Here is a 25,640-nt window from a genome sequence, read left to right as displayed (position 1 = left end):
GATGGTCTTGCTTCGCACGCCCGTCAATTGCGGATAGAGGACGAAGTCGAACAGGCTGAAGGCCGGCTCGATGCGCACGCAGGACGCATGATCGAGGCCGTGTTTTTCAATGAAGACGAAGCGGGTCAGCTGCTGCTGGTGATCCATCACCTGGCAGTAGATGGCGTATCGTGGCGCATCCTCATCGCCGATCTCGAAGCCGCGTGGAATGCCATCGCTCGCGGAGAAGAGCCTCATCTCGATGCCGTCAGCACTCCGTTTCGAGTGTGGGCCGAATGGCTGGAGGAAACCGCGTCGAGCGAGGCACTCCAGGCGGAATTGCCAGCATGGCAGCGAATCTTAACCGGTGGGGGCGAACTTGTTCCGGATGCGCATCTTGACCCTGCGCGCGATACGGTGGCGAGCGCAGGCCGGTGGCGACAGAATGTGGGATCTGAAACCACCGACGCACTGCTCAAGATCGTTCCAGCAGCATTCCACGCAGGGATCAATAATGTGTTTCTAGCCGCGTTGGCGGTTGCTATCGGGAAGCCGATCTCGGTTGACGTCGAAGGTCATGGGCGCGAGCCAGGAGAGAGCGGTCTCGATCTCTCGCGCACTGTCGGCTGGTTCACCAGCCTCTATCCGGTGAGCCTGGATGTGTCCGGCGAGACCATGTCCGATGCCTTGAAGCAGGCAAAGGAGCAGCTACGCGCGATTCTAGGTAATGGCTTTGGATACGGCCTGCTGCGGTATCTGCGTGCGGATGGAGGGAAAGATTTTCAGCCATACTCCGAGCCACAACTGAGCTTCAACTATTTGGGCCGTTTCGGCGGTGGAGCGGCTGGAGAATTGACTGCGGCCAACGAACAGATGTCCGCCGCAGGTGCCGCACCAGGAATGCCACTGGCCCACTTGATAGAGATCAACGCAGCAATCGTCGAGGGTCTCGACGGACCGGTCTTGTCCGCAACATGGACATGGGCCAGCCGCCTTCTGGGCGAGGACCAGGTGTGCGAGTTGGCCGATCGATGGGAGCAGGCGCTCGAAACTCTCGTACGTGAGGTGAAAGAAGGAGCCGGTGGCCATACGCTGTCGGATTTCCCGCTGGCCCTTCTCTCGCAGCAGCAGCTGGAAGAGTTCGAGCACGCCTACCCAGGGCTCGAAGACGTTCTGCCGCTCTCTCCTTTGCAGGAAGGACTCCTCTTCCACGCGCTCTACGACGAGAGCGCTGCAGATCATTACACAGTGCAATTCGTCCTCGAGCTCGACGGTGAACTGGACGCTGCGCGAATGAGGGAAGCTGCGGAAGCGTTGGTGGCTCGGCATCGGAATCTGGGCGCCGTCATCCGCCACGAAGGTCTGCAGCGGCCGGTTCAATTGATTTCAAGCACTCCTCGCCTGGAGTGGCGGGAGTTCGATACGTCGAATCCTACGGAATTTCTTGAGGCCGACAGACAAGCCCGTTTCGATCCTTTGCTGGGCCTGTTGCGGTTCGGGTTATTGCAGCTGGCAAGAGACCGGCACCTGCTGGTTCTCACCAATCACCACATGCTGCTCGACGGATGGTCGATGCCGCTGCTATTCGGCGAGCTGCTCGCACTTTACGGGCATCAGGTTCTGCCTAGGGTTCGTCCTTATCGGGATTATCTCGACTGGCTCTCGAAACAAGATCGGGAAACCGCATTCGAGGTCTGGCGCGAATATCTCGCCGGTGTTGAACGTCCAACGCGGTTGGCCGAAGGACCGCCATCGAAGCTTCCCCCGCAAAGATGGGAGAGAGAGCTGCCGAATGAATTGACTGGGCGGTTGCAGGCTCTCGCATCCGGGCGCAGACTCACAATGAACACGCTGATGCAGGGTTCGTGGGCCGTCCTCCTTGGACGTCTGACTAGAACGGAAGACGTAATCTTCGGCATAACCGTATCCGGGCGCCCGGCGGAATTGACGGGCGTGGAACAGATGGTCGGTCTGTTCATCAACACTCTGCCCCTGCGGGTAAAGATGCGAGCGCAAGATAAGCTTCTCGACCTCTGCACGGCGATCCAGGAAAGTCAGAGCACGCTGCTCGAATATCAGCATATAGGCCTCGCCGACATCCAGCGCGCGGCGGGATCGAGCGATCTGTTCGATACCCTGTTCGTCTTTGAAAATTATCCTCTCGAAACGAGTTCGCTGACGCAAGGCAACGGCGGCCTGCGCGTGACTGGGTTCAGCGCCCACGACACCACGCATTATCCGCTGAGCATGGTGGTGATGCCCGGCGTGAGGTTCACCCTGCGCATGGACTACGACCTCGGTTGTTTCAGCGAAGGCTTCGGCTCATCGATCGGGGAGTGCTTCTATCACCTTCTGGAATCAGCTGCTGAGCAGCCCGATGCCAACGTGTCGCAGCTACACCTTCTCTCTTCCGAAGAGAAACGCCGGGTGCTCGAAGACTTCAACGCCGCCGCGCCGCCGTTTCCGCAGGCAACCTTGCCTGATCTTTTCGAAAAGCAAGTTGAGCGAAGCGGGAATTTGGTGGCTGTGGTTTCAGGCGGCCGCAGTCTCACGTATCGCGAGTTGAATCGCCACGCCGATCGGCTGGCCCGGCGCCTGAGCGAGCGCGGCGCACATCCCGAGAGCCTGGTCGCCATCTGTCTTGACCGCTCTGCGGAAATGATCGTCGCCATGATCGCTGTTTTGAAATCAGGCGCAGCCTATCTTCCGCTCGATCCGGAGTATCCGATTGAGCGCCTGCGTTCGATGTTGAACGACGCTTCGCCAGTGCTCGTGATCACAACTACCGAGCTGAGCTCACGATTACCCGACGACGAGACAGTGATTTGCCTCGATGGCATGGCGTGGGATGCGGAGGCGGCAAAGAACGCGCCGGACTCGATACCTCATCCGACTTTGCAGCCGGATCATCCCGCTTATGTGATCTACACTTCCGGCTCGACAGGCAAGCCCAAAGGCGTAGTGATTACGCATCGGAATGTAGCCCGCCTGTTTGCGGCTACCGAACGCTGGTTTGACTTCGGCCCTCATCACGTTTGGAGCTTCTTCCACTCCTTTGCCTTCGACTTCTCGGTGTGGGAGGTGTGGGGTGCTCTCCTCTATGGCGGCCGCGTCGTGGTAGTGCCGAAGGCCATCAGCCGCTCGCCTGTAGAGATGCTCGAAATGCTGGCGCAGGAAGGCGTGACCGTACTGAGTCAGACGCCATCGGCTTTTTACCAGTTGATCCAAGCGGAAAAGGAATTCTCGACAACGTCCGGCGCTCTCTCTCTCCGCTATGTCGTCTTCGGCGGAGAGGCGCTCGATGCGAAACGTCTCGAGGAGTGGTATGCGCGTCATGACGACAACGCTCCTTTCCTAGTGAACATGTACGGCATCACGGAAACCACCGTTCATGTGACCTTCCAGCCATTGGATCGAGAACTGGCGCGCAACGCGCACGGCAGCCTGATCGGCGGCAACATTCCGGATCTCCGCGCGTATGTGCTGGACGCGAGTTTGGAGCCGCAGCCGGTGGGTGTCTCTGGCGAGTTGTATATCGCCGGGGCAGGGCTGGCACGAGGATATCTAAACAGGCCGGCGCTTACTGCGGAGCGTTTTATCGCGGACCCGCATGGATCTTTGTCCGGCGTGCGCATGTACCGCACCGGTGATCTGGCCCGCTGGCAAGAGAACGGAAGGCTGGAATTCTTGGGCCGTGCGGATCAGCAGGTGAAGATTCGCGGTTTCCGCATTGAGCTCGGTGAAATCGAAGCGGCGCTGAGGGATGAGCCTGGTGTGGCGCAGGCCGTGGTGCTGGCTCTTAGCGGCGGACCATCCGGACAGCATCTGGTGGCCTGGATCGTACCTGCGGAAGGCGCGGTGCCGGACGAGGAAAGATTGCACCGCGGTTTATCCGGAAGACTGCCGGATTACATGATGCCGTCGGCGTATGTGACGCTGAAGTCGCTGCCTCTCACGACGAATGGAAAGCTCGATCGCCAGGCTCTCCCCGCTCCCGTGCGTCGCATCGAAGGCTATCGCGGCCCGCGAAACAGAACGGAGGAAATCCTCTGTGAACTCATTGCCGAGGTACTTCACCTTGAGCGGGTGGGCGTGGAAGATAACTTCTTCCGGCTGGGCGGCGATAGCATCGTCTCCATTCAATTGGTGAGCCGCGCGCGCCGTGCGGGATTGAAATTTTCTCCGCGGGATGTCTTTTCGCAACAGACAGTCGAAGCCCTGGCCGCAGTTGCAGGAGTGGCGCCGCGCCCGGAGAGCAGCGAAGACGAATTCGCTGGGATCGGAGAGTTCGAGGCCACGCCGATCATGCGATGGATGTGGGAGCGGGGCGGAGATCTGAATCGGTTCAGCCAATCTATGACGCTTCAGGTTCCTGCGAGAGTGGACGAGGAGCGCATGTTGAAAGGCCTGCAGGCGTTGATCGATACGCATGATGTTCTGCGTCTGCGAAGCGAGGGAACGGCGCGGGTTCACATTGAGCCGCGAGGATCCGTGCGGGCAGAGGACTGTCTTACGCGCATCGAAAGAGAACCTGCAGAGGCGCAACTCGAACCGGCCGCGGGAAGAGTGTTCGAGGCGTTGTGGTTCCGCGAAAAAAATCTATTGCGGCTGGTGATCCACCATCTCGCGGTCGACGGCGTCTCGTGGCGAATTCTGCTGCCTGATCTTCACGCAGCATGGAGCGGCGCTCAGCTCGATCCGGTTGCCACACCCTTTCGAACATGGGCGCGGCATCTTGCGCAGGAAGCCTGCAGTGCAGCTGCGGAGTCCGAACTGCCGCTGTGGGAAGGCCTCCTCGAACGCGGAGCTCCGATGCTTCCGGGGCATGTACTCGACGCGGCTCGCGATACCTACGCCACTGCCGGACATCTGCACCAGACTCTCGACGCGAAGCTGACGGCATCTCTGTTGACGGAAGTACCCTCCGCATTCCACGCCGGGATCAACGACGTATTGCTGGCGGCGCTGGCCCACGGAATCAACCGGCCCATCCTGGTGGATGTGGAGGGCCACGGGCGCGAGCCCATGGAGAGCGGACTCGACCTGTCACGCACAGTTGGCTGGTTCACCAGCCTCTATCCGGTCAATCTTCCGGTGTCTGGCGAAGTCGCAGGGACGATGAAGCAGGTCAAGGAGCGGCTGCGGGCGATTCCAGCTAACGGCCTCCGCTACGGACTGCTTCGGTATATGCATCCGCAGCTGGGGGCGCGACTCGAAGCGTTGCCGGTCGCGCAGGTCGGTTTCAATTATCTGGGCCGCTTCGCGAGGAGTGAAGAAACAGGGTCCGGAGAACTGGGCGCGGCTGCAGACCCCGGCATGTCCCTGGCGCACATTCTCGAGATCAACGCGGTCACCGTCGACGGCCCAGAAGGTCCAGTCTTGTCGGCGACGTGGACCTGGGCTGGGCGGCATCTGGACGAAGACGATGTGAAAGAAATTGCCGGCGGCTGGAAGGCATCGCTCGAAGCCTTGGCGCAGGCTGTTGAAAGAGGCGAAGGCGGTCATACTCCGTCGGACTTCCCGTTGGTGGATCTAGCTCAGGAGCAGGTGGAAGCGCTCGAGGAGATGCACTCAGACATAGAAGATGTCCTGCCTCTTTCGCCGCTGCAGGAAGGTTTGCTCTTCCATGCGCTGTACGATGCCGACAGTCCGGACGTATACACCGTGCAGTTCGTCATGGAGCTTGAAGGTCCGCTCGACGCAAGACGAATGCGCAGCGCAACGGAAGCCTTGCTGCTGCGGCATCCCAATCTGCGCGTGATGATCTGGGAACAGAAGCTGCAGATTGTTCCACGAGGCGCTCAGCTGGAATGGCGGGAGGAATTCTTGCCCGACTCATCGGGCGTGGATGAGTTTTTGGAAGCAGATCGAAGGGAGCGCCTCGATGTAGGGAAAGCGCTGTTGCGGGTCGCACTGATTGGCCGCGATCGCGACCGGTACCTGCTCGTATGGACCAATCACCACCTGCTTCTCGATGGCTGGTCCATGCCCCTGTTATTTAGCGAATTGCTGGCGCTCTATGGCGATCAGTCTTTGCCGGCGGTGCGACCCTATCGCGATTACCTCGCCTGGCTCGCACGACAGGATAAAGATGCGGCTCTCGATGTCTGGCGCGAACATCTGAGTGGCATCGATAGTGCAACACGAATCGCAGCGGGACCATCGTCGGAGCGCTCGTCGCAGCGATGGGAATATCACCTCTCTGAGGAGTTGACCGCACGGCTGCATGATGTGGCACGGCATCGCGGCCTCACCTTGAACACGCTCATTCAGGGATTGTGGGCAGTGCTCCTGGGACGGTTCACGGGCCGCGACGATGTCGTCTTCGGGATCACCGTGTCCGGCCGGCCGCCGGAGTTGGCTGGAGTGGAGCGCATGATTGGGCTCTTCATCAACACGCTTCCACTGCGCGTCAGGTTGATGCCGAGCGAGAAGCTGGAGGATCTCTGGAAAGGCATTCAGCGAAGCCAAGGAAGCTTACTGGATCATCAACACATCGGGCTCTCGGATATCCATCGGGCCGCCGGTGTCGAAGAACTGTTCGACACGCTGCTGGTTTTCGAAAACTATCCCATGGATGCAAGCCAGGTGACCCAGTGGGTCGATGGAGTGCGTGCAGTGGGACTCACAGGGCATGACGCAACCCACTATCCGTTGACGCTGATCGTCGCGCCCTGGAAGCAGCTTTACCTGCGGATCGATTACGCTGCGGAACGTATTGCGGAGGGCTGGACGATTGGAGAACGATTCGTCCGGCTGCTGGAAACCGCTGCGGAGCATCCGGAAGCAATGCTTTCCCGCCTGGAGATTGTGTCGCCGCAGGAGCGCAGCCTTCTGCTCTCGACATTTAATCCTGAGGAAAGAGTGCTCCGTGAGTTGACCTTGCAGGAGCTCTTCGAGGCGCAGGTGTCCCGGACCCCGGACGCGATAGCGGTGGTCTGCTGCGAGCGATCTCTCAGCTATGCCGAAGTGAATCGATATGCCAACCAGCTGGCGCACTCTCTTCTCGAGCGGGGGATAGGTCCGGAGAGCGTCGTGGGAGTGTACCTGGAGCGTTCTCTGGAATTGATTGTGGCCTTGCTTGCAATTGTGAAGACCGGAGCAGCTTATCTTCCGCTGGATAGGGAGTATCCTGCAGAGCGCCTCCGTTCCATGCTGGAAGATGCAGCGCCAGCCCTGGTGCTAAGCAGCGATCTGTTGCGCGCAGAGCTATCGCCCGATGTCGAAACCTGCACTGTCGAACTGACCGGCGGCAGTTACGGCAACCCGCGGAATACGCATCCCCTACCGCAGCATGCGGCATACATCATCTACACGTCTGGGTCGACGGGCCGGCCCAAGGCAATCGTTCAGACACAGGCGACGCTGTTAAACCTGTTGCTGTGGCAGGAGCAAACGCCCAACTCCGGGCGGGTCGCGCAATTTACCTCTATCAGCTTCGATGTCTCGCTCCAGGAAATCTTTGGCGCGTTGCTGTTTGGGAAAACGCTTGTCGTTCTGGATCCGCAAACGCGGCTGGACCTCGACAAGTATCCGGACTTCCTTCGAACCAATGAAATCTCTGATCTCTTCCTGCCCAACGTCGTGCTTGAGAACCTCGCGCGAGTCGCGCTGGAGACCGGTTGCGCTCTGCCGACGCTGCGCAACATTCACCAGGCCGGTGAAGCGCTCACCGTGACTTCTGCATTGAGGCATTTTTTTGCACGGCATCCGCATTGCCGGCTGCACAATCACTATGGCCCGGCGGAGACCCACGTTGCGACCGCGGTAACGCTCACTTCTGAGACGGAGGAATGGACGCTGGCCCCGTCCATTGGCTCTCCGGTCTGGAACAGCTGTGCCTACGTGCTGGATAACGGATTGCAACTTGCTCCTATCGGCGTTGCAGGGGAACTCTATCTTGCCGGTGCGGGTCTGGCGCGCGGATATCTCAAGCGACCGGCACTTACCTCCGAACGCTTCGTTGCCAATCCGTACTCGGATGAAAGCGGAGCGCGAATGTATCGCACCGGCGACCTGGCACGGTGGCGGGCGGATGGAACGCTCGAATTTCTGGGCCGCGCCGATCAGCAAGTCAAGATTCGCGGTTTCCGCGTGGAGCCCGGGGAGATTGAAGCGGCGCTCACCAGCCTGGACGCTGTCCAGCAGGCGGTTGTTGTGGTTCGCGACGAAGGCGCAGGAGGCAAACAACTGGTCGCGTATCTGGTCCTTGCGCCCGATGCTGTTTTCGATGCGGCAGCTCTGCGCGATGCACTGGGCGACACGCTTCCGGGATGGATGATTCCATCCGCGTTTGTCGTGCTCGACGCGATACCGCTTTCACCCAATAAGAAGATCGATCGCGCGTCTCTGCCCTCCCCGCGCGATCCGGAACTGCGCCACTTCGAGCCGCCATCCGGAGCAGTGGAGGAACGCGTCGCTGAAGCCTGGGCCAGCCTACTGCAGGTGGAGCGTATCTCTAGGGACGACGATTTCTTTTCGCTCGGAGGGCACTCCCTCCTCGGCATGCGCCTGGTATCACGCATGCGTCAAGCATTCCATGTGGAACTCTCTCTACGCGACGTCTTCGCGGCCAGGACCCTCCGCGAACTTGGGGTCGTGATTCAGGCGTTATTAATTGCATCGGGCCAAAGTCGGTCCGTATCGGTCTCCGAAGTTCAAGAGTACGAAGAGCTGGAGCTATGACTGCCGCACAACTACTTTCTCATCTCTATGCCCTTGGCACCCGTGTCTGGATCGAAGACGAACGAGTCCGCATCAGTGCTCCCGCCGGTGTTATAACCGATGCGCTGCGCCGCGAGATCAAAGAGCATCGCGAGGCGCTCCGTGGTTGGCTGGAGCGCGGAAGCCAGATAGATCGTCCGCCGCTGGTTCGCCAGCAGCGGCCCGAGCGCATTCCTCTCTCCTTCGCTCAACTTCGCTTGTGGTTCCTCGATCAGATGGAGGGCGCGGGCGCGACGTACAACATCCCGGAAGCGCTGCGCATGGAAGGCGATCTGAACACGCATGCTCTGCAGTCGGCATTGCAGGATGTCGTTGCGCGTCATGAGATTCTCCGCACCGTTTTTCCGGCTCACGACGGTTCGCCATACCAGTCGATCTTGCCGGTTGATCAAGCCCGCATCGTCCTCCGCTGCGAAACCGCCACGGAGGAATCGCTCCCGCTGCAATTGGCCGAAGCCGCAAGCACCGGATTCAATCTCGGCTCCGAGCTGCCACTGGGCGCTCTGCTGTTTGAGCTGGCGCCTCGCCGCCACGTTCTTCTGCTGGTGCTGCATCACATCGCCGGTGACGGCTGGTCGATCGGCAGTCTCTTCAAGGATCTGGCGGCGGCATACGAGGCTCGCTGTCTCGGCCTGATCCCCGATCTGCCTGAGCTCGCTGTGCAGTATGCGGATTTCACGCTCTGGCAGCGGCAGTTGCTTGGAGAAGAGAACGATCCTCAGAGTTTTATCTCGCAAAAACTTGCGTTCTGGCGCGCCGCTCTGAATGGATCTCCCGATGAGCTGGATCTTCCGGTTGACAGCAAGCGTCCGCCGGTTCCGAGCCATCGGGGAAGGGTTACGCCTCTGCGCATCCACCCTGTGCTGCATCGACGTCTGGTCGAAATCGCACAAACCAGCGGTGCAACGTTGTTCATGGTACTGCAAGCAGGTCTGGCCGTGCTTCTTCGTTCTCTCGGCGGAGGCGAGGACATTCCCATCGGCAGTCCCATCGCAGGTCGCGGAGAGCCGGCGCTCGAAGAACTGGTCGGCTTGTTTCTCAACACCCTGGTGCTGCGCGCCGATGTCTCCGGCAATCCAAGCTTCCGCGAATTGCTCGCACGAGTGCGTGCCTTCGACCTTGATGCTTACGAGCATCAGGATGTTCCCTTCGAGCGGATCGTCGAGGCTTTGCAGCCGCAGCGTTCTCTGGCGCGACATCCCATCTTCCAGGTCATGGTGGTGTTGCAGAATGCGCCCTCCGAAGCGTTGGCCCTGCAGGGTTTGACGATTCGTTCCGAGCCTGTCCCCAGCGGCGTCTCCAAATTCGATCTGGGCTTCGGCCTCACCGAGCAGTTCCGCGCCAGCGGCGAGCTCGCGGGAATTTACGGGGGATTGGAATACAGCCTCGATCTGTTTTCACCTTCGACGGCGGAACGAATTGCAGCGAAGTTTCTCCGCGTTCTGGAACAGGCCGCCGAAGATCCCGACGCGCCTCTGGACTTTCTCGAGCGCGGAGAGAGAGAGCGGCTGCTCGAAGAGTTCAATCGCACCGAACACTTCCTCCCCGATCAGACTCTGGTGGATCTGTTTGAAGCGCAGGTAGAGCGCACTCCCGATGCTGTCGCTGTAGTCTTCGGCGCTGACTCGCTCACCTACTCGCAATTGAATACGCGAGCCAATCAATGGGCTCACTACCTCATCGCGCAAGGCGTCGGTCCCGAACGTATGGTGGGTATTGCCGTTGATCGCTCGCCCGAAATGGTTGCAGTGCTGTGGGCTACGCTGAAGACTGGCGCTGCGTACCTTCCGCTGGATCCGAATTATCCAGCGGCTCGTGTGATGCGCATGCTTTCCGACGCGCGTCCGGTGCTGGTTGTATCCTCAAACGATTTCTGCACCGGATTGCCGGAAGACACATGCACCGTCATTCCGGGAGCACCCGAGGTTGAGGCGCAGCTCTCTCGCTGCTCGACGCATAACCCATCGGATACGGAGCGGATCGTCCCGCTTCTGCCCCGGCATCCCGCCTACATCATCTACACCTCGGGCTCGACAGGCGTGCCCAAGGGCGTGGTTATCGAACACCGCAGCACTGTCACGTTTTCCCATTGGGCAGGAAGTGTGTATACCGCCGACGAGTGGGCGGGCGTGCTTGCCTCCACGTCGATCTGCTTCGATCTGTCGGTGTTCGAGCTGCTGGTGGCCTTGATTCACGGAGGCACGGCAATCCTGGTGGAGTCCGCTCTGGAGCTGCCATGGATTCCAGCCCGGGACCGCGTCAGGCTGGTCAACACGGTGCCATCGATCGCCCGCGCGTTGGTGGATTCGCAGAATTTTCCTCCTGAAGTAAGCACGATCAACCTCGCAGGTGAAATGCTGCCGGGTTATCTACTTCGCGACCTTTATACCGCCACTGCTCTGGAGCGCGTTTACAACCTCTACGGCCCGTCGGAAGATACAACGTATTCCACCGGTCAGATCTGTGCGCGAGGCTCGGATAAAGATCCGGCGATCGGCGGTCCGCTCTGGAATACAAGCGTCTACGTGCTTGACCGGGGACTGGAGCCGACTCCCACCGGTGTCAAGGGCGAGGTGTATATCGCAGGAGCGGGACTTGCGCGTGGATATTTGAACAGGCCCGGTCTTACTTCGGAGCGGTTCGTCGCGGACCCGCATGGTCATGAAGCGGGCGGGCGAATGTATCGCACCGGCGACCTCGGCTGCTGGCGCGATGACGGGACGCTCGAGTTTCTCGGGCGAGCGGATCAGCAGGTCAAGATACGTGGATTCCGCATTGAGCTGGGTGAAGTTGAAGCGGCTCTCATGCTGCAGCCGAATGTGAAGCAGGCCGCGGTCGTGGCGCGCGATGGCAAACAGCTGGTCGCGTATTTTGTGGCTGAGGATGGTTCGCTTCCGGAGGAAGACGCGCTCCGCCGCGGCTTGAGCGAGCGGCTGCCGGATTACATGCTGCCTTCGGCGTATGTCCGATTGAACGCGTTCCCGCTTACGCCGAATGGAAAGCTCGACAGGAAGGCGCTGCCTGCACCTGAATTGCGCAGGGACGGTCATCGCGGGCCGCGCACCAAGACCGAGGAGATTCTTTGCGGATTGTTTCGCGAAGTACTGCGGCTCGAACATGTGGGCGTCGAGGATAATTTCTTCCGTCTCGGCGGCGACAGCATCGTCTCCATTCAGCTGGTAAGCCGCGCGCGCCGCGCAGGCCTCGAACTGACGCCGCGCGACGTCTTTCAGCAGCAGACCGTCGAAGCGCTGGCCGCCCTGGCAGAGCGGGCGGAGAGCCGGGAACTCCTCCGCCCTGACAGTGACGAAGGAATCGGAGAGTTTGAAGCCACGCCGATCATGCGCTGGATGTGGGAGCGTGGTGGCCCCACCGATCGCTTCAGCCAATCCATCACGCTGCAGGTGCCAGACGACCTCACCGAAACAGAGATGCTGGGGGCGCTGCAGGCTCTGATCGATACGCATGATGTTCTCCGCATGCGCGTAGAACATGGGACGCGGTTGAGCATCTCGCCTCGCGGCGCCATCCGTGCGCAAGCTGTATTGACGCGCGTGCAGGCCAGCGTTGACGGAACAGAAGCAGCGAAGGCAGCAGAAGAAGCGGAAGGTCGTCTGGATCCGGCTGCGGGACGCGTCTTTCAAGCAGTGTGGTTTACCGGCGGAGACAAGGCTCTCCTGTTTCTGGTGATCCATCACCTGGCGGTGGATGGAGTGTCATGGCGAATCCTGCTGGGAGATCTTGAGGCGGCATGGCACGGAATCGATCTTGATCCTGTGGGAACGCCCTATCGGACCTGGGCGCGGCATTTGGAGAGCCATGCCTCCGCTTCGTCCATAGAAGCAGAACTGCCGGCATGGCGGCGCATTGTCGAAGCAGGACGGCCGCTGCTGCCCGGCCGCGTGCTTGATCCATCGTTGGATACCTATGCGAGCGCGGGTCATCTGCAACAGATACTCAGCGGGGACTTGACTGCTGCTCTGATTGCGAAGGTCTCAGCGGCCTTTCACTCCGGGATGAACGATGTGTTGCTCGCGGCGTTGGCGATCGCGATTGACCGCCCCGTTCTCGTCGACGTGGAAGGCCATGGACGCGAATCGGCAAACACTCGTTTCGATCTGTCGCGCACGGTTGGCTGGTTCACCAGCCTCTATCCAGTGAGTGTGCATGCGTCAGAGGGAAGCGCAGGAGCCACGCTCAAGCAGGTGAAGGAACAGCTCCGCACGATTCCCGGAAACGGCCTTGGCTTCGGGCTTCTGCGTTATCTGCATCCCGAAATCAGCGAGCAGTTGAGGCGCTTCGAGAAGGCACAAGTAGGGTTCAACTATCTTGGCCGCCTGGCTACCGATGGCATGACAGCGAGCGCGAAGTTGGGCGCCGGGCCGGATGATCGAATGGGCCTGGCGTACATGTTGGAGCTAAACGCCATCGTGCTGGATGGTCCGACCGACCCTGTCGTTTCCGCTGCCTGGACATGGGCCGGTCGGCATCTTGCAGAAGATGAGGTGCATGCGCTCGCGAGCCGATGGCAGCTGGCATTGGAGTCGATGGTGCGGGAGGTCGAATCCGGTGCGGGTGGACATACGCCTTCGGATTTCCCGCTAGTAGCCGTCTCGCAGCAGCAGGTGGAAGAGCTGGAAGGAGCGTATCCAGAGCTCGAAGACATACTCCCCTTGACGCCGCTGCAGGAAGGCCTGTTGTTCCATGCGCTATATGACGAGAGCGCACCGGATATCTACACCGTACAGTTTGTCCTGGAGCTGGAAGGCAAATTGGATGCCGTCCGCATGAAGAAGGCTGCGGAAACTCTGGTGCGGAGACACGCAAATCTGCGCTCGGCGATCCGCTTCGAAAAGCTGCAGGTGATCGCGCGCAATGCGCCCATCGCATGGCGCGAAGTGGATTTGCCTGAAGTGGCGTTGTCAGAACAGCCGGATGCGCGCCGATTCCTCGAAGCCGATCAACGCGAGCGCTTCGATCTGTCACAAGGACTGTTACGATTCGCTCTGGTCAGGCTCAGCAGCTACCGGCATCTATTGGTTCTCACCAACCATCACATCCTGCTCGACGGCTGGTCGATGCCATTGTTGTTCGGCGAGCTGATCGAACTTTACTCCGGCAATCTCTCCCTGCCGCGTGTGCGGCCTTATCGCGATTATCTCGAATGGCACGCTCGTCAGAATCGCGAAGGCGCGCTCGAAGCATGGTGCGAATATCTGGCCGGCATCGAAGAGCCCACTCGGATAGCAAGGGGAGCTGCTTCGAAGCGAAAGACGGAGCGATGGGAGCAGCGCCTGCCTGCGGAACTGACCATGCGGCTGCATGAGGTCGCACGGCAGCACGGTCTCACGCTGAATACCATGCTGCAGGGATTGTGGGGGGTGCTGCTCGGACGGCTGACCGGTCGCGACGACGTGACCTTCGGGATCACCGTTTCCGGACGCCCCGCGGAGCTCGCTGGAGTGGAGCAGATGATCGGCCTGTTCATCAACACGCTCCCGCTGCGGATAAAACTGAGCGCCCAGGAAAAGCTGTCCGATCTCTGGAGCCAGATTCAGGAGAGCCAGGCTGGCCTGCTTGCTCACCAGCACGTAGGGCTTGCGGAAATTCAGCGGGCTCTCGGTGTCGGAGAGCTATTCGACACTTTGCTGGTATTCGAAAACTACCCGATGGACACGAGCCAGGTGGCCCAGCGCGTCGATGGCTTGCGTGCAACCGGCCTTACCGGGAAAGACGCCACGCACTATCCGCTGACGCTGATCGTAGCGCCCTTCAGTGAACTGCTCCTGCGCCTCGATTACCAGCCGGATCTCGTCGGAGATGGAACAGCAATCGGCGAACGGCTCGTGCGGCTGTTAACGGCAGCAGTGGAGTCTTCGGAGCAAGCACTTTCCGCACTGGGTCAGTTGTCTGTAGAGGAGCGGGGTCGCGTGTTGGAGGAATTTAACGCGACGGAGTTCGAAGTAGCTGCAGGAACGTTAGTGGATCGCTTCGAAGATCAGGTGGATCGCAGCGGGTCATCAACGGCGTTGTGGTTTGACGGGGAGACGGTGAGCTACGACGAGCTGAATCGAAGAGCGAACCGCGTGGCGCATTTTCTTATCGGCCGCAGAGTGGGTCCGGAGAGCCTGGTTGGCATCTGCATGGAGCGAACGCCTGCGATGGTGGTGGCGATCCTGGGCGCGCTGAAGGCGGGAGCCGGCTATGTTCCGCTCGATCCGGAATATCCGTCCGAGCGCCTGCAGCAGATGCTGGAAGGAGTCTCTGTGGTGCTGAGCCGCGCGGGACAGCGTCGGAATCTACCGGCATCGATCGATGTGGTTGATCTGGATGAGGCCAGTCTGGATCGCGACGGCTTGGGCAGCGCGGAGCATAACCCGTCGGATGAGGATCGGATAAGTAGACTGCAGGCCTCGCATGCGGCCTACGTGATCTACACGTCGGGCTCGATGGGCAAGCCGAAGGGTGTGGTGGTGGAGCACCGCGCGCTGCTGAACCACATGGAGTGGATGTGCGCGGCGTATCCGGTAGACGAGCGAGACACGGTGTTGTTCCGCACCTCGATGAGCTTCGATGCGGCGGTGTGGGAGTTGTTTTTGCCCCTTCTTAGCGGAGCTCGTGTGTGTCTCGTTGGTTCGGAGGTCTCGCGTGATCCTGTGGCTCTGCATGCAGCGATGGAGCGTGCGGAGGTGACCGTTGCACAGTTCGTGCCGACGCTGTTGGAGGCGGTATGCGCGTCGGATACGCCTAAGCCGAGGGGTTTGCGGATGATCTTTTCCGGCGGCGAGGCTCTCTCCAATCAACTAGCGCGCAGAGTGGAGCAGAGCTGGGGCGTGCCGCTGGTGAACCTGTACGGTCCGACGGAGACGACGGTGCAGGTGGCGCATCATGCATGCGCTGCGGAGATATCGGAGACGGGCGCCGTGCCGATCGGCCGTCCGATCGCGAATACGCGGCTGTATTTGCTAGATGACAACCTTGAACCTGTGCCATTGGGTGTGGCGGGAGAGCTCTATGTGTCGGGGGCAAATCTGGCGCGCGGCTATCTGGGGCGTGCGGCGCTGACGGCGGAGCGTTTTGTAGCGAATCCCTACCAGCGTGGAGCGCTGATGTACCGGACCGGCGACAGGGCGCGCTGGAAGCCGGATGGCAGCCTGGAGTTTCTGGGCCGCGCCGATCAACAGATGAAGATACGCGGCTATCGCATTGAGCCCGGTGAGATCGAAGCCGCACTCAAAGACCTCCCAGATGTCGCTCTCGCCGCCGTCGATCTCCGCGAGGGTAAGCAACTGGTGGCATACGTCGTAGCCGCGGAAGGCGCAACGCTTGATCAGGAGGTGCTGCGTCGTCGCTTGCGTGATCGACTGCCTGACTATCTGATTCCAGCCGCGATCGAGATGTTGAACGCGTTGCCGATGATGCCGAACGGCAAGATCGATCGAAAGGCGCTCCCGGCTCCGCGCGATCGCGCAGAGGGTTATCGGCGGCCGCGAACTTGGGCGGAGGAGATTCTCTGTGAAGTCTTCAGGGAAGTGCTGGGGCTGGAACAGGTCGGGATAGGAGATAACTTCTTCCGGCTGGGTGGCGACAGCATTGTGTCGATCCAACTGGTGAGCCGGGCGCGCCGTGCCGGACTCTCGCTGACGCCGCGCGATGTCTTCCAGCGGCAGACGGTAGAGGCGCTGGCCGCAGTGGCGCAAAAAGCGGAGAGCCGGGCACACGCCTTGCGGGATGGCGAAGACGCAATAGGAGTGTTCGAAGCTACGCCCATCATGCGTTGGATGTGGGAGCGAGGCGGGGCTTGGAATCGTTTCAGCCAGTCCGTGACCTTGATGGTTCCTGCTGGATTGACTCAACAGCAGATGCAGCAGGCTCTCCAGGCGCTGATCGATACGCATGATGTGCTGCGGCTGAGAGTGGAAGACGGGATGCGGTTGCGCATCGAGCCTCGTGGCGCAGTGCGCGCCGAGAGCTGCTGGACGCGTGTGGATACCAGCGCCGCCGGGCCCGAAGCTGCCCAGATCGCGACAGAGGCAGAACGGAGACTCGATCCCGCCTCTGGGCGCATCTTCCAGGCAGTGCGGTTTACCGGTGGAGAACAGGAGTATCTGTTTCTCACCATCCACCATCTTGCCGTCGACGGAGTGTCCTGGCGAATCCTGCTGCCGGATCTTGAGTCGGCATGGCGCGAAACCAGCCTCGATGCTGTGCAAACGCCCTACAGAACATGGGCGCGTCACCTGAATCGAGAGGTCATGAGTGAGGCCACGGAGGCCGAGCTGCCGTTCTGGGAAGGCATCCTAAAAAACGGCAAGCCGTTGCTTCCGGGTAGCACGCTCGATCCGAGCCACGATACCTATGCGAGCGCAGGCCATCTGCACTATGTATTCAGCGCCGAGTTGACCTCTGCTTTGCTTTCGCGAATACCGGCGGCCTTTCACGCCGGCATGAATGACATCCTGCTCTCCGCTCTGGCGAGGGCGATGGGGGGAAGCATCCTGATCAATGTCGAAGGCCATGGGCGCGAGTCGAAGAATGAGGGCTTCGATCTCTCGCGCACGGTTGGCTGGTTCACGACTCTGTATCCGGTGAGCCTTCATGCCTCCGGAGGAAGCGCAGCATCCGCGCTCAAGAAAACGAAGGAGCAGCTGAGAGCCATTCCCCGCAACGGATTGGGCTATGGATTACTACGCCATCTTCATCCCACCGCAGCCGCGCGCCTGAAAGAATTCGAGCCCGTCCAGATAGGCTTCAACTACCTCGGCCGTTTCGGAACAGAACGTCTCTCCCAGGAGTTCAATCTCGGCACGGGCGCTGACCCAGCGATGCCTCTCGCCCATTTCCTTGAGGTCAACGCCGTCACCGTGGACAGTCCCGCGGGACCGTTGCTTTCTGCTACCTGGACATGGGCAGGTAGGCACCTGTCTGAGCCGGCGGTGCAAGAGTTCGCTGGCGCCTGGGAGCAAGCGCTGCGCGATCTCGCCACGGAAGTCGAAAAGGGTGCGGAAGGACACACGCCATCCGACTTCCCATTAGTTGATTTGTCGCAAGAGCAGATCGACGAGTTCGAAGCAGCCTATCCGGGCCTTGAAGAGATTCTGCCCCTGTCGCCACTTCAGGAGGGCCTGTTATTCCATGCGCTGTATGACCAGGGCGCGTCAGACATTTACATGGTGCAGTTCGGTCTGGAGTTTGAGGGCGATCTCGACGCGGGACGAATGCGCCGCGCCGTCGAGGCTTTAAGCCGCCGTCACGGAAATCTCCGCGCAGTTATCCGGCATGAAGGACTACCGCGTCCTGTCCAGATCATCGCGCGAAGTGTGGGTCTGACGTGGCGGGAGGAAACTCTGGCCGGACTTCCAGACCGCGAAGAATTCCTCGCGAGCGATCGCAAAGATCGCTTCTCTCTTGCCGGCGGCCCACTGCTGCGCTGTCAGCTCCTGTGGCTCGGGCCGCAGCGGAATCTTCTGCTCTTCACCGCACATCATCTTTTGCTGGATGGCTGGTCGATGCCGACATTGATCGGCGAGCTGCTCGCGTTATATCGGACCGCCGGAGATACCGGTGCGCTTCCGCATGTGCGGCCGTACCGCGACTATCTCGCATGGCTGGCCGAGCAGGATGAAAAAGCCGCTCTCGATGCCTGGCGTGACCATCTCGCAGATTACGAAGGACCGGCACAGTTAGGCGCGTCGTCGGCGCGGCCCGCGCCGCCAAAGCGTTGCGACGGCGTCCTCGACAGAGCGTCGACCGCACGCCTGCAGGCTTTCGCGCGCGAAAGAGGCCTCACCCAGAGCGTTTTGCTCCAGGGAATGTGGTCGTTATTGCTGGGCCGCCTCACGAATCGCGATGATGTGGCTTTTGGTGTAGCCGTGTCCGGGCGTCCCGCCGATCTGCCTGGTGTCGAAAGCATGGTAGGGCTGTTCATCAACACGCTGCCGCTGCGAGTGAAGCTTCACGCCGGGCAATCCATCGCGATGCTGCTGGACCAGATTCAGGAGAGCCAGTCGATCCTGATGGCCTATCAATATGTCGGACTCGCAGCGATCCAACGAGCGGCAGGCCAGGAAGAGCTATTCAACACACTCTTCGTATTTGAAAACTATCCGATCGATGGCGTGGCAGTTGCGGGCTCGTTGGAGGATCTTCGCATCGTCGGCGTCGAGGGGCACGATGCAGCCCACTATCCTCTGACTCTCGTCGTGCTGCCCGGAGACGAGCTGCGCATTCGCCTGGACTACGATCCGGATCGATTCAGCGAAACCGAGGCGTCGTCGATCGTAAAGCATCTGATCCGCTTCCTGAACCGTGCGTTGGACTATCCCGACGCTTCGCTGCAAAGCATGGAGTTGCTGGACAGCGCTGAACGCAAGCGGTTGCTCGAAGAGTTCAATCCGTCGCCACGGCCGCTGCCGGAAGGCACTATGGCCGAGTTCTTTGAACGGCATGTGCTGAACAATCCGGACGCTCCGGCTGTGGTCTTCGGCGACCAAGGCCTCACGTATGCCGAACTGAATGGCCGCGCAAACTTTGTCGCGCATCGCCTGATCGCGGCGGGCATTGGTCCGGAATCCCTCGTGGCGATTTGCGTCGAACGCTCTCTGGAGCTGGTGGTGGCCCTTCTCGGCATCGTCAAAGCGGGTGCCTGCTATGTGCCGATTGATCCGGAATTGCCTCAGGCGCGCCGCGAAGCACTCGCGGCAGATGCCGGTATCGCTCTCACGATTACCAGCCTCGACATGACGGGCGAATCGGATGAGCAAAATCCGTGTGTGCCGGTCGAGCCGCAGCGGCCAGCTTATGTGAATTACACGTCGGGTTCGACGGGTCGCCCCAAGGGTGTTCTTGTACCGCAGATCGCAGTGATTCGTCTCGTCTGCAATGCAGACTACGTAGAGCTGGGAAGCTCGTCCCGGGTGCTGCACCTCGCGCCATTGAGCTTCGATGCTGCCACGTTTGAACTCTGGGGCGCGCTGCTGAATGGCGGCTGCGTGGTCATGGCGCCGCCGGGAGTTCTCAAGCCTGAGGAAATTACCGCCATCGTGTCACAGCGCGAGGTCGACACCCTATGGCTGACCGCCGGCTTGTTCCAGCAGGTGGTGGAACAGGCATTGCCGGGGCTGCATGAAGTGAAGCAGTTGCTCGCTGGCGGAGATGTTCTTTCGGTTGAGCATGTGAATAAATTCCGATCGGCGCACCCCGCATGCGCGGTGATCAATGGCTACGGTCCGACGGAGAACACCACTTTCACCGCGTGCCATCGTATCGAGATTCTAGAGGGGCACACGATTCCGATCGGGCGGCCCATCGGACATACACGCGTGTATGTTCTCGATAGCTGGCTCGATCCTGTACCTGTCGGCGTTATCGGCGAACTCTACGCGGCAGGATTGGGCCTGGCTCGCGGCTACCGCAATCAGGCTGCGCAAACCGCGGAACGCTTTGTAGCAAACCCCTATGGCGAACCCGGAGAACGGATCTACCGCACCGGCGATCGAGTGAAGTGGCGTGCCGACGGAAGACTGGAATTTCTTGGCCGCGCCGATCAACAGGTAAAGATTCGAGGATTCCGTATCGAGCCGGGAGAGATCGAAGCGGAGCTTCATCTGCTGCCGGGCATAGAACAGGCTGCGGTGCTGGTTCACCACTCGGCGGCCGGCGGCAAGCAGCTGGTGGCATACATGAAGGCCGCAGCAGGAGCGGTGCTGGACGACGCTGCGTTGCATCGCGAGTTGAGCAGGAAGCTGCCCGACTACATGGTTCCATCCGTGTATATGGCGCTTGCGGAGATGCCGTTGACCGCGAACGGCAAACTCGACCGCAAGGCCCTCCCCGCTCCCCAGAGACATTCTGCCGGTTACCGCGAACCGCACACGCCCGCACAACAGATGCTTTGCGCCATCTTTGCGGAAGTCTTGAAGCTGGATCGCGTCGGATTGGACGATAACTTCTTTCACCTGGGCGGCCATTCGCTGCTGGCCATGAGGCTGATAAGCCGTATTCGTGCTGCCTGGCGAACCGAGTTGCCGATCCGCGCTGTCTTCGAGGCTCCTACGGTGGCGAAACTTGCCCTCATTCTCCGCGCTGGCGATGGGATACGGGAAGCCCTGGTTCCGCAGCTGAGACCGGCGCGAATCCCGCTGTCTTACGCGCAGCAGCGCCTGTGGTTTCTCCATCGCATGGAGGAGCTGCAGGGAAACTACAACATCGTGGTGGCCCTGCGATTGGAAGGCGAACTCGATGCTGACGCGCTCGAGGAGGCGATGGCCGACGTATGCGCGAGGCACGAAAGCCTGCGCACGATTTTTGTAGAAGCGGACGGAACGCCTTGGCAACAAATCCTACCTGGGGATGAAGGCCGTCCCCGTTTCCTCCGCGAAGAGACCAGCGAAGCCCAACTGGGCTCGCGTCTGGCAGAGGCCGCCGGCAGTGCAATCGATCTGAGCCGTGAAACTCCGCTGCGGGCGTGGCTCTTCCGCAGCGCCGCGGATCGCCATGTCTTACTGCTGGTGGTACACCACATCGCTGGCGACGGTTGGTCCATGGGCCTGCTGGCGGCGGATTTGAGACGTGCTTATGAGGCGAGGCTGAGTGGGAAAGCTCCCGGCTTTGCAGCCCTGCCGGTGCAGTATGCCGACTATACCTTGTGGCAGCGGAATTTGCTGGGCGCCGAAGAGGATCCGCAGAGCCTGCTCTCGCAGCAACTCAACTTCTGGCGCAGCCGGTTGGCTGGTCTTCCGGAAGAATTAAGTCTTCCTGTTGATCATCTGCGCCCGGCTGTCATGAGCTATCGCGGCGGCAGAGTACCTTTGCGGATCGGCCAGCAAGTGCATCGTGGTCTGCTGGAGTTGACGCAGAGCAGCGGAGCCAGCCTGTTCATGGTTCTCCAGGCTGCACTGGCGGCTTTGCTCACACGGCTGGGCTGCGGCGAAGATATCCCCATCGGAACTCCGATAGCCGCGCGCGGCGAGCAGGCATTAGAAGAGTTAGTCGGTTTCTTGGTAAATACGTTGGTGCTGCGAACGGATGTCAGCGGTGATCCTCGCTTTCTGGATCTGCTCGAACGCGTCAAAGCTTTCGATCTCGACGCATACGGACATCAGGATGTGCCGTTCGAGCGCGTAGTGGAAGCGCTCAGGCCGAAGCGTTCGCTGGCCAGGCATCCTCTATTTCAAGTGATGTTGGCTCTGCAGAACACGCCGCAAGCAGAGCTGCAGATGCCAGGATTGGTATTGCTCCCGCAGCCGATAGCCATGGATGTTGCGAAGTTCGATCTCACCTTTACATTGTGGGAGCGCCGCGGAGTATCCGGGCAGGCCGAGGGTATCGAGGGAGAGCTGGAGTACAGCCGCGACTTGTTCGAGCCCGCGACGGCGGAAGCGATCGCTGGTTGGTATGAGCGACTGCTCGCAGAGGTGGCAGAAGAGCCTGCGTTGCGCCTGCATAGCATCAACTTAGTAAGCGCAACGGATCGGTCGAAGATCCTCAAAGGCTTCAACGGAGAACGGCGCTTACAGCCGGCAGGAACACTCTCTGGGCTCTTCGAAGAGCAGGTGGAGCGAAGTCCGCATGCGGCCGCGGTGGAGGGCGACGGTGTCACTCTCACCTACGGTGAGTTGAATGCGCGCGCCAATCGGCTGGCCTGGAAGCTCAAGGAGTCGGGTGTCGAACGCGGCGGCCTGGTGGCGGTGCCCCTGGAACGCAGTGCGAAGATGATCGTCGCCATCCTCGCGATCGTGAAAGCTGGGATGGCTTATCTGCCGCTGGACCCCGCTTATCCCCGGCAGCGTGTGGACTCAATGCTGCGCGATAGTGGCGCAAGTGTGCTCGATCTCGAGCGCATGAGCACGAACGAAGATAACCTTGGGGAGCCGGCAAGTTCAGAGGACCTGGCTTATGTGATGTACACCTCCGGATCGACTGGCAAGCCCAAGGGCATCGCCATTCCTCATAAGGCGATCATCCGGTTAGTGCACGACAGCGGATACGTCGATCTCAAGCCCGAAGACCGGATCGCGCATGTGGCCAATACCTCGTTTGACGCGGCTACCTTCGAGATCTGGGGCGCTCTGCTGAATGGAGGTTGCGTCGTCATTCTTCCGAGAGAGACAACACTCTCGACCGATGCGATAAGCCGCGCGCTGCGAGAACTTAGAATCGATTCGCTCTTTCTGACCACAGCCCTGTTCAACCAGATCGCGCGGGAGACACCGCAAGCTTTCTCCGGGCTGCGCGACTTGTTGTTCGGAGGCGAAGCGGTGGACCCCGCCTGCGTGCGCGAGGTGCTGGCGCACGGTGCGCCTCGCCGTTTGCTCCACGTCTACGGCCCCACGGAAAATACGACGTTCAGCACCTGGCATTTGGTAGAAGGCGCAGAAGATGTAACGGTGCCCATCGGACGACCGGTCGGAAATACCCGCGTCTACGTTCTCGACGACTGGCTGGAGCCGGTTCCGGTTGGCGTCGCAGGTGAACTCTATGTTGCCGGGGCCGGCTTGGCTCGCGGTTACCAGCGGCGCCCTGCTCAGAGCGCGGAACGCTTCGTCGCAGATCCGTGGAGCGCTCACTCCGGGGAGCGGATGTACCGCACCGGCGATCGCGTGCGTTGGAATGCAAACGGAGAGCTCGAATTTCTGGGACGAGCCGATGGGCAGGTGAAGATACGCGGTTTCCGGATTGAGCCGGGAGAGATCGAAGCATGCCTGCGCAGTTTGCCGGCGGTTGAACAGGCCGTGGTGCTGGTTCGGGAGGCCGGTCCCGGCGGCAAACAGTTAGTTGCCTATGTGAAGGCGAGACACGGCTCAACACTCGAAGAGGAAACGCTCCGTCAGGGGCTGAACGAGAGGTTGCCGGAATATATGGTTCCAGCCGTCTACGTTATCTTGGACGAAATCCCTCTGACGGCGAATGGCAAACTCGACACCAAAGCTCTCCCGGCGCCCGAACGGCGCGTTACTGGCTATCGCGCCCCGCGTACACCTGAAGAGGAAATCCTGTGCGGCATCTTCGCCGAAGTTTTGAAACTCGACCGGGTGGGTCTGGACGATAACTTCTTCCGGCTCGGCGGCCATTCTCTGCTGGCGACCCGGCTGGTAAGCCGCATTCGCGTAAACCTGGGAGTGGAGCTTCCCATCCGCGCCTTGTTTGAAGCTGCAACGGTCGCCGAGCTCGCTCTTCGGCTCCACATCGGGGCCCGCGCGCGCGCACCGCTCGTGAAGCAGTCGAGGCCGGAAAGAATACCGCTGTCCTATGCACAGCAGCGTTTGTGGTTCCTCGATCGAATGGAAGGCCCGAACGGAACGTACAACATACCTGCGGCGCTGCGGCTGGAAGGCGAGCTCAATGCCGGCGCGCTCGAGCAAGCACTTCAGGACTTGATCACGCGCCACGAAAGCCTGCGGACTATCTTCGTGGAACTGGAGGGAATACCGCATCAACAGATCCTGTTATCCGCGCAATGTGGTTTCAAGCTCATCCGGGAGCAGGTCGATGAGGCTGATCTGAGCGCGAGGCTGGCAGAAGCAGCGAGCACCCCTTTCGATCTGAGCTGGGAAACTCCGCTGCGGACGTGGCTGTTCCAGCTGGAGAGTAATCTCCACATCCTGCTCATCGTGATGCATCACATCGCGGGCGACGGATGGTCGATGGGACCGCTTGCGAAGGATCTGAATATCGCCTACGCGGCTCGGAGTCGAGGCAGTGAGCCGAAGTACGAGCCACTCGGCGTGCAATATGCCGACTACAGCGTGTGGCAGCGGGAGCTGCTGGGCCGGGAGGGTGACGCGGAGAGTGAGCTGGAGCGGCAGCTGTCGTATTGGCGTGGCGCACTAGCAGCGTTGCCGGAAGAGCTTCGGTTGCCTGTGGACCGAGCACGTCCGTCGGTTCCAAGCTACCGTGGCGGGACGGTAGGGCTAAGCGTCAGCGCGGCGGTGCACGAGCGACTGGTGGAGGTGGCGCGAAGCACAGGCGCGAGCCTGTTCATGGTGTTGCAGGCGGGTCTTGCAGCGCTGCTGTCGCGCCTGGGGTCGGAGGATGAGATAGCTCTGGGAAGCCCGGTGGCAGGGCGTGGCGAGCGAGCGCTTGAAGATCTAATCGGCTTCTTCGTGAACACGCTGGTTCTGCGCACGGACGTGAGCGGCGATCCGGATTTTGTGGAGCTGGTGCAGCGTGTGCGCCGCTTCAACCTGGAGGCGTACAGCCATCAGGACGTTCCCTTCGAGCGGGTGGTCGAAGCACTGGCCCCGGACCGCTCCTTGGCGCGCCACCCGCTCTTCCAGGTCATGATCGCTTTGCAGAATACGCCAGGCGGTGAGCTCGAGATGCGCGGTTTGGTGGTGCGGCCCGAACCTGTCTCTATGAATGTTGCGAAATTCGATTTGTCCTTGGGCATGTGGGAGCGCCGGGGCTCAGGCGGCGAGGCATTGGGATTGGCTGGCGGGTTGGAGTACAGCGAGGATCTCTTCGATCGTGAGACAGCGGAGCGGATAGCTCGCTGGTATGAGCGTGTTTTGGAGAGCGCATCGAAGCATCCTGAGACGCGTCTCCACCAGCTGGAGCTGATTGATGAGGCGGAGCGGCGAAATCTGCTTGAGGTGTGGAACGGTGATCGTCGTTCGCGCCCGCAAGGCACGCTGGCAGGGCTGTTCGAAGCGCAGGTGCGACGCAATCCGTTGGCGTTGGCAGTGGAGAGCGGCGAAGAGCGTGTCAGTTACGGAGAGCTGAAAGCGCGTGCCAATCAGATTGCGCGGCATCTTCGGGCCTCGGGTCTGCAGCGCGGTGGCTTGGTGGCGCTGCGCATGGAGCGCGGGGCGGAGATGTTGGCGGCCATGCTGGGTGTGATCAAAGCCGGTGGCTGCTATCTGCCGCTGGATCTGAGCTACCCCGCGGCGCGCGTGGAGGCGATGCTTTCCGGAAGCGGCGCGCAGCTCTACGACCTC

2 protein-coding genes (1 of these 2 running past the window's edge) are annotated in these 25,640 nt (G+C 60.7%); both read left to right on the top strand.

Features of this window, described 5'->3' with window-relative positions; genetic code table 11:
* Positions 1-8,664: the 3' portion of a hybrid non-ribosomal peptide synthetase/type I polyketide synthase gene (locus XX99_RS23005; protein WP_050061741.1), read on the top strand. Its footprint begins 7,800 nt before the window's first position; only the last 8,664 of its 16,464 coding nucleotides appear in the window; the start codon falls outside the window, past its left edge; its stop codon occupies positions 8,662-8,664.
* Positions 8,661-25,640: non-ribosomal peptide synthase/polyketide synthase (locus tag XX99_RS23000; protein WP_197081938.1), on the top strand; the 16,980-nt coding region annotated here is incomplete at its 3' end. The genes XX99_RS23005 and XX99_RS23000, both read left to right, overlap by 4 nt.

The sequence above is a fragment of the Silvibacterium bohemicum genome (assembly GCF_001006305.1).
Lineage (GTDB): Bacteria > Acidobacteriota > Terriglobia > Terriglobales > Acidobacteriaceae > Silvibacterium > Silvibacterium bohemicum.
This window is presented reverse-complemented; position numbering and strand designations above follow the sequence as displayed.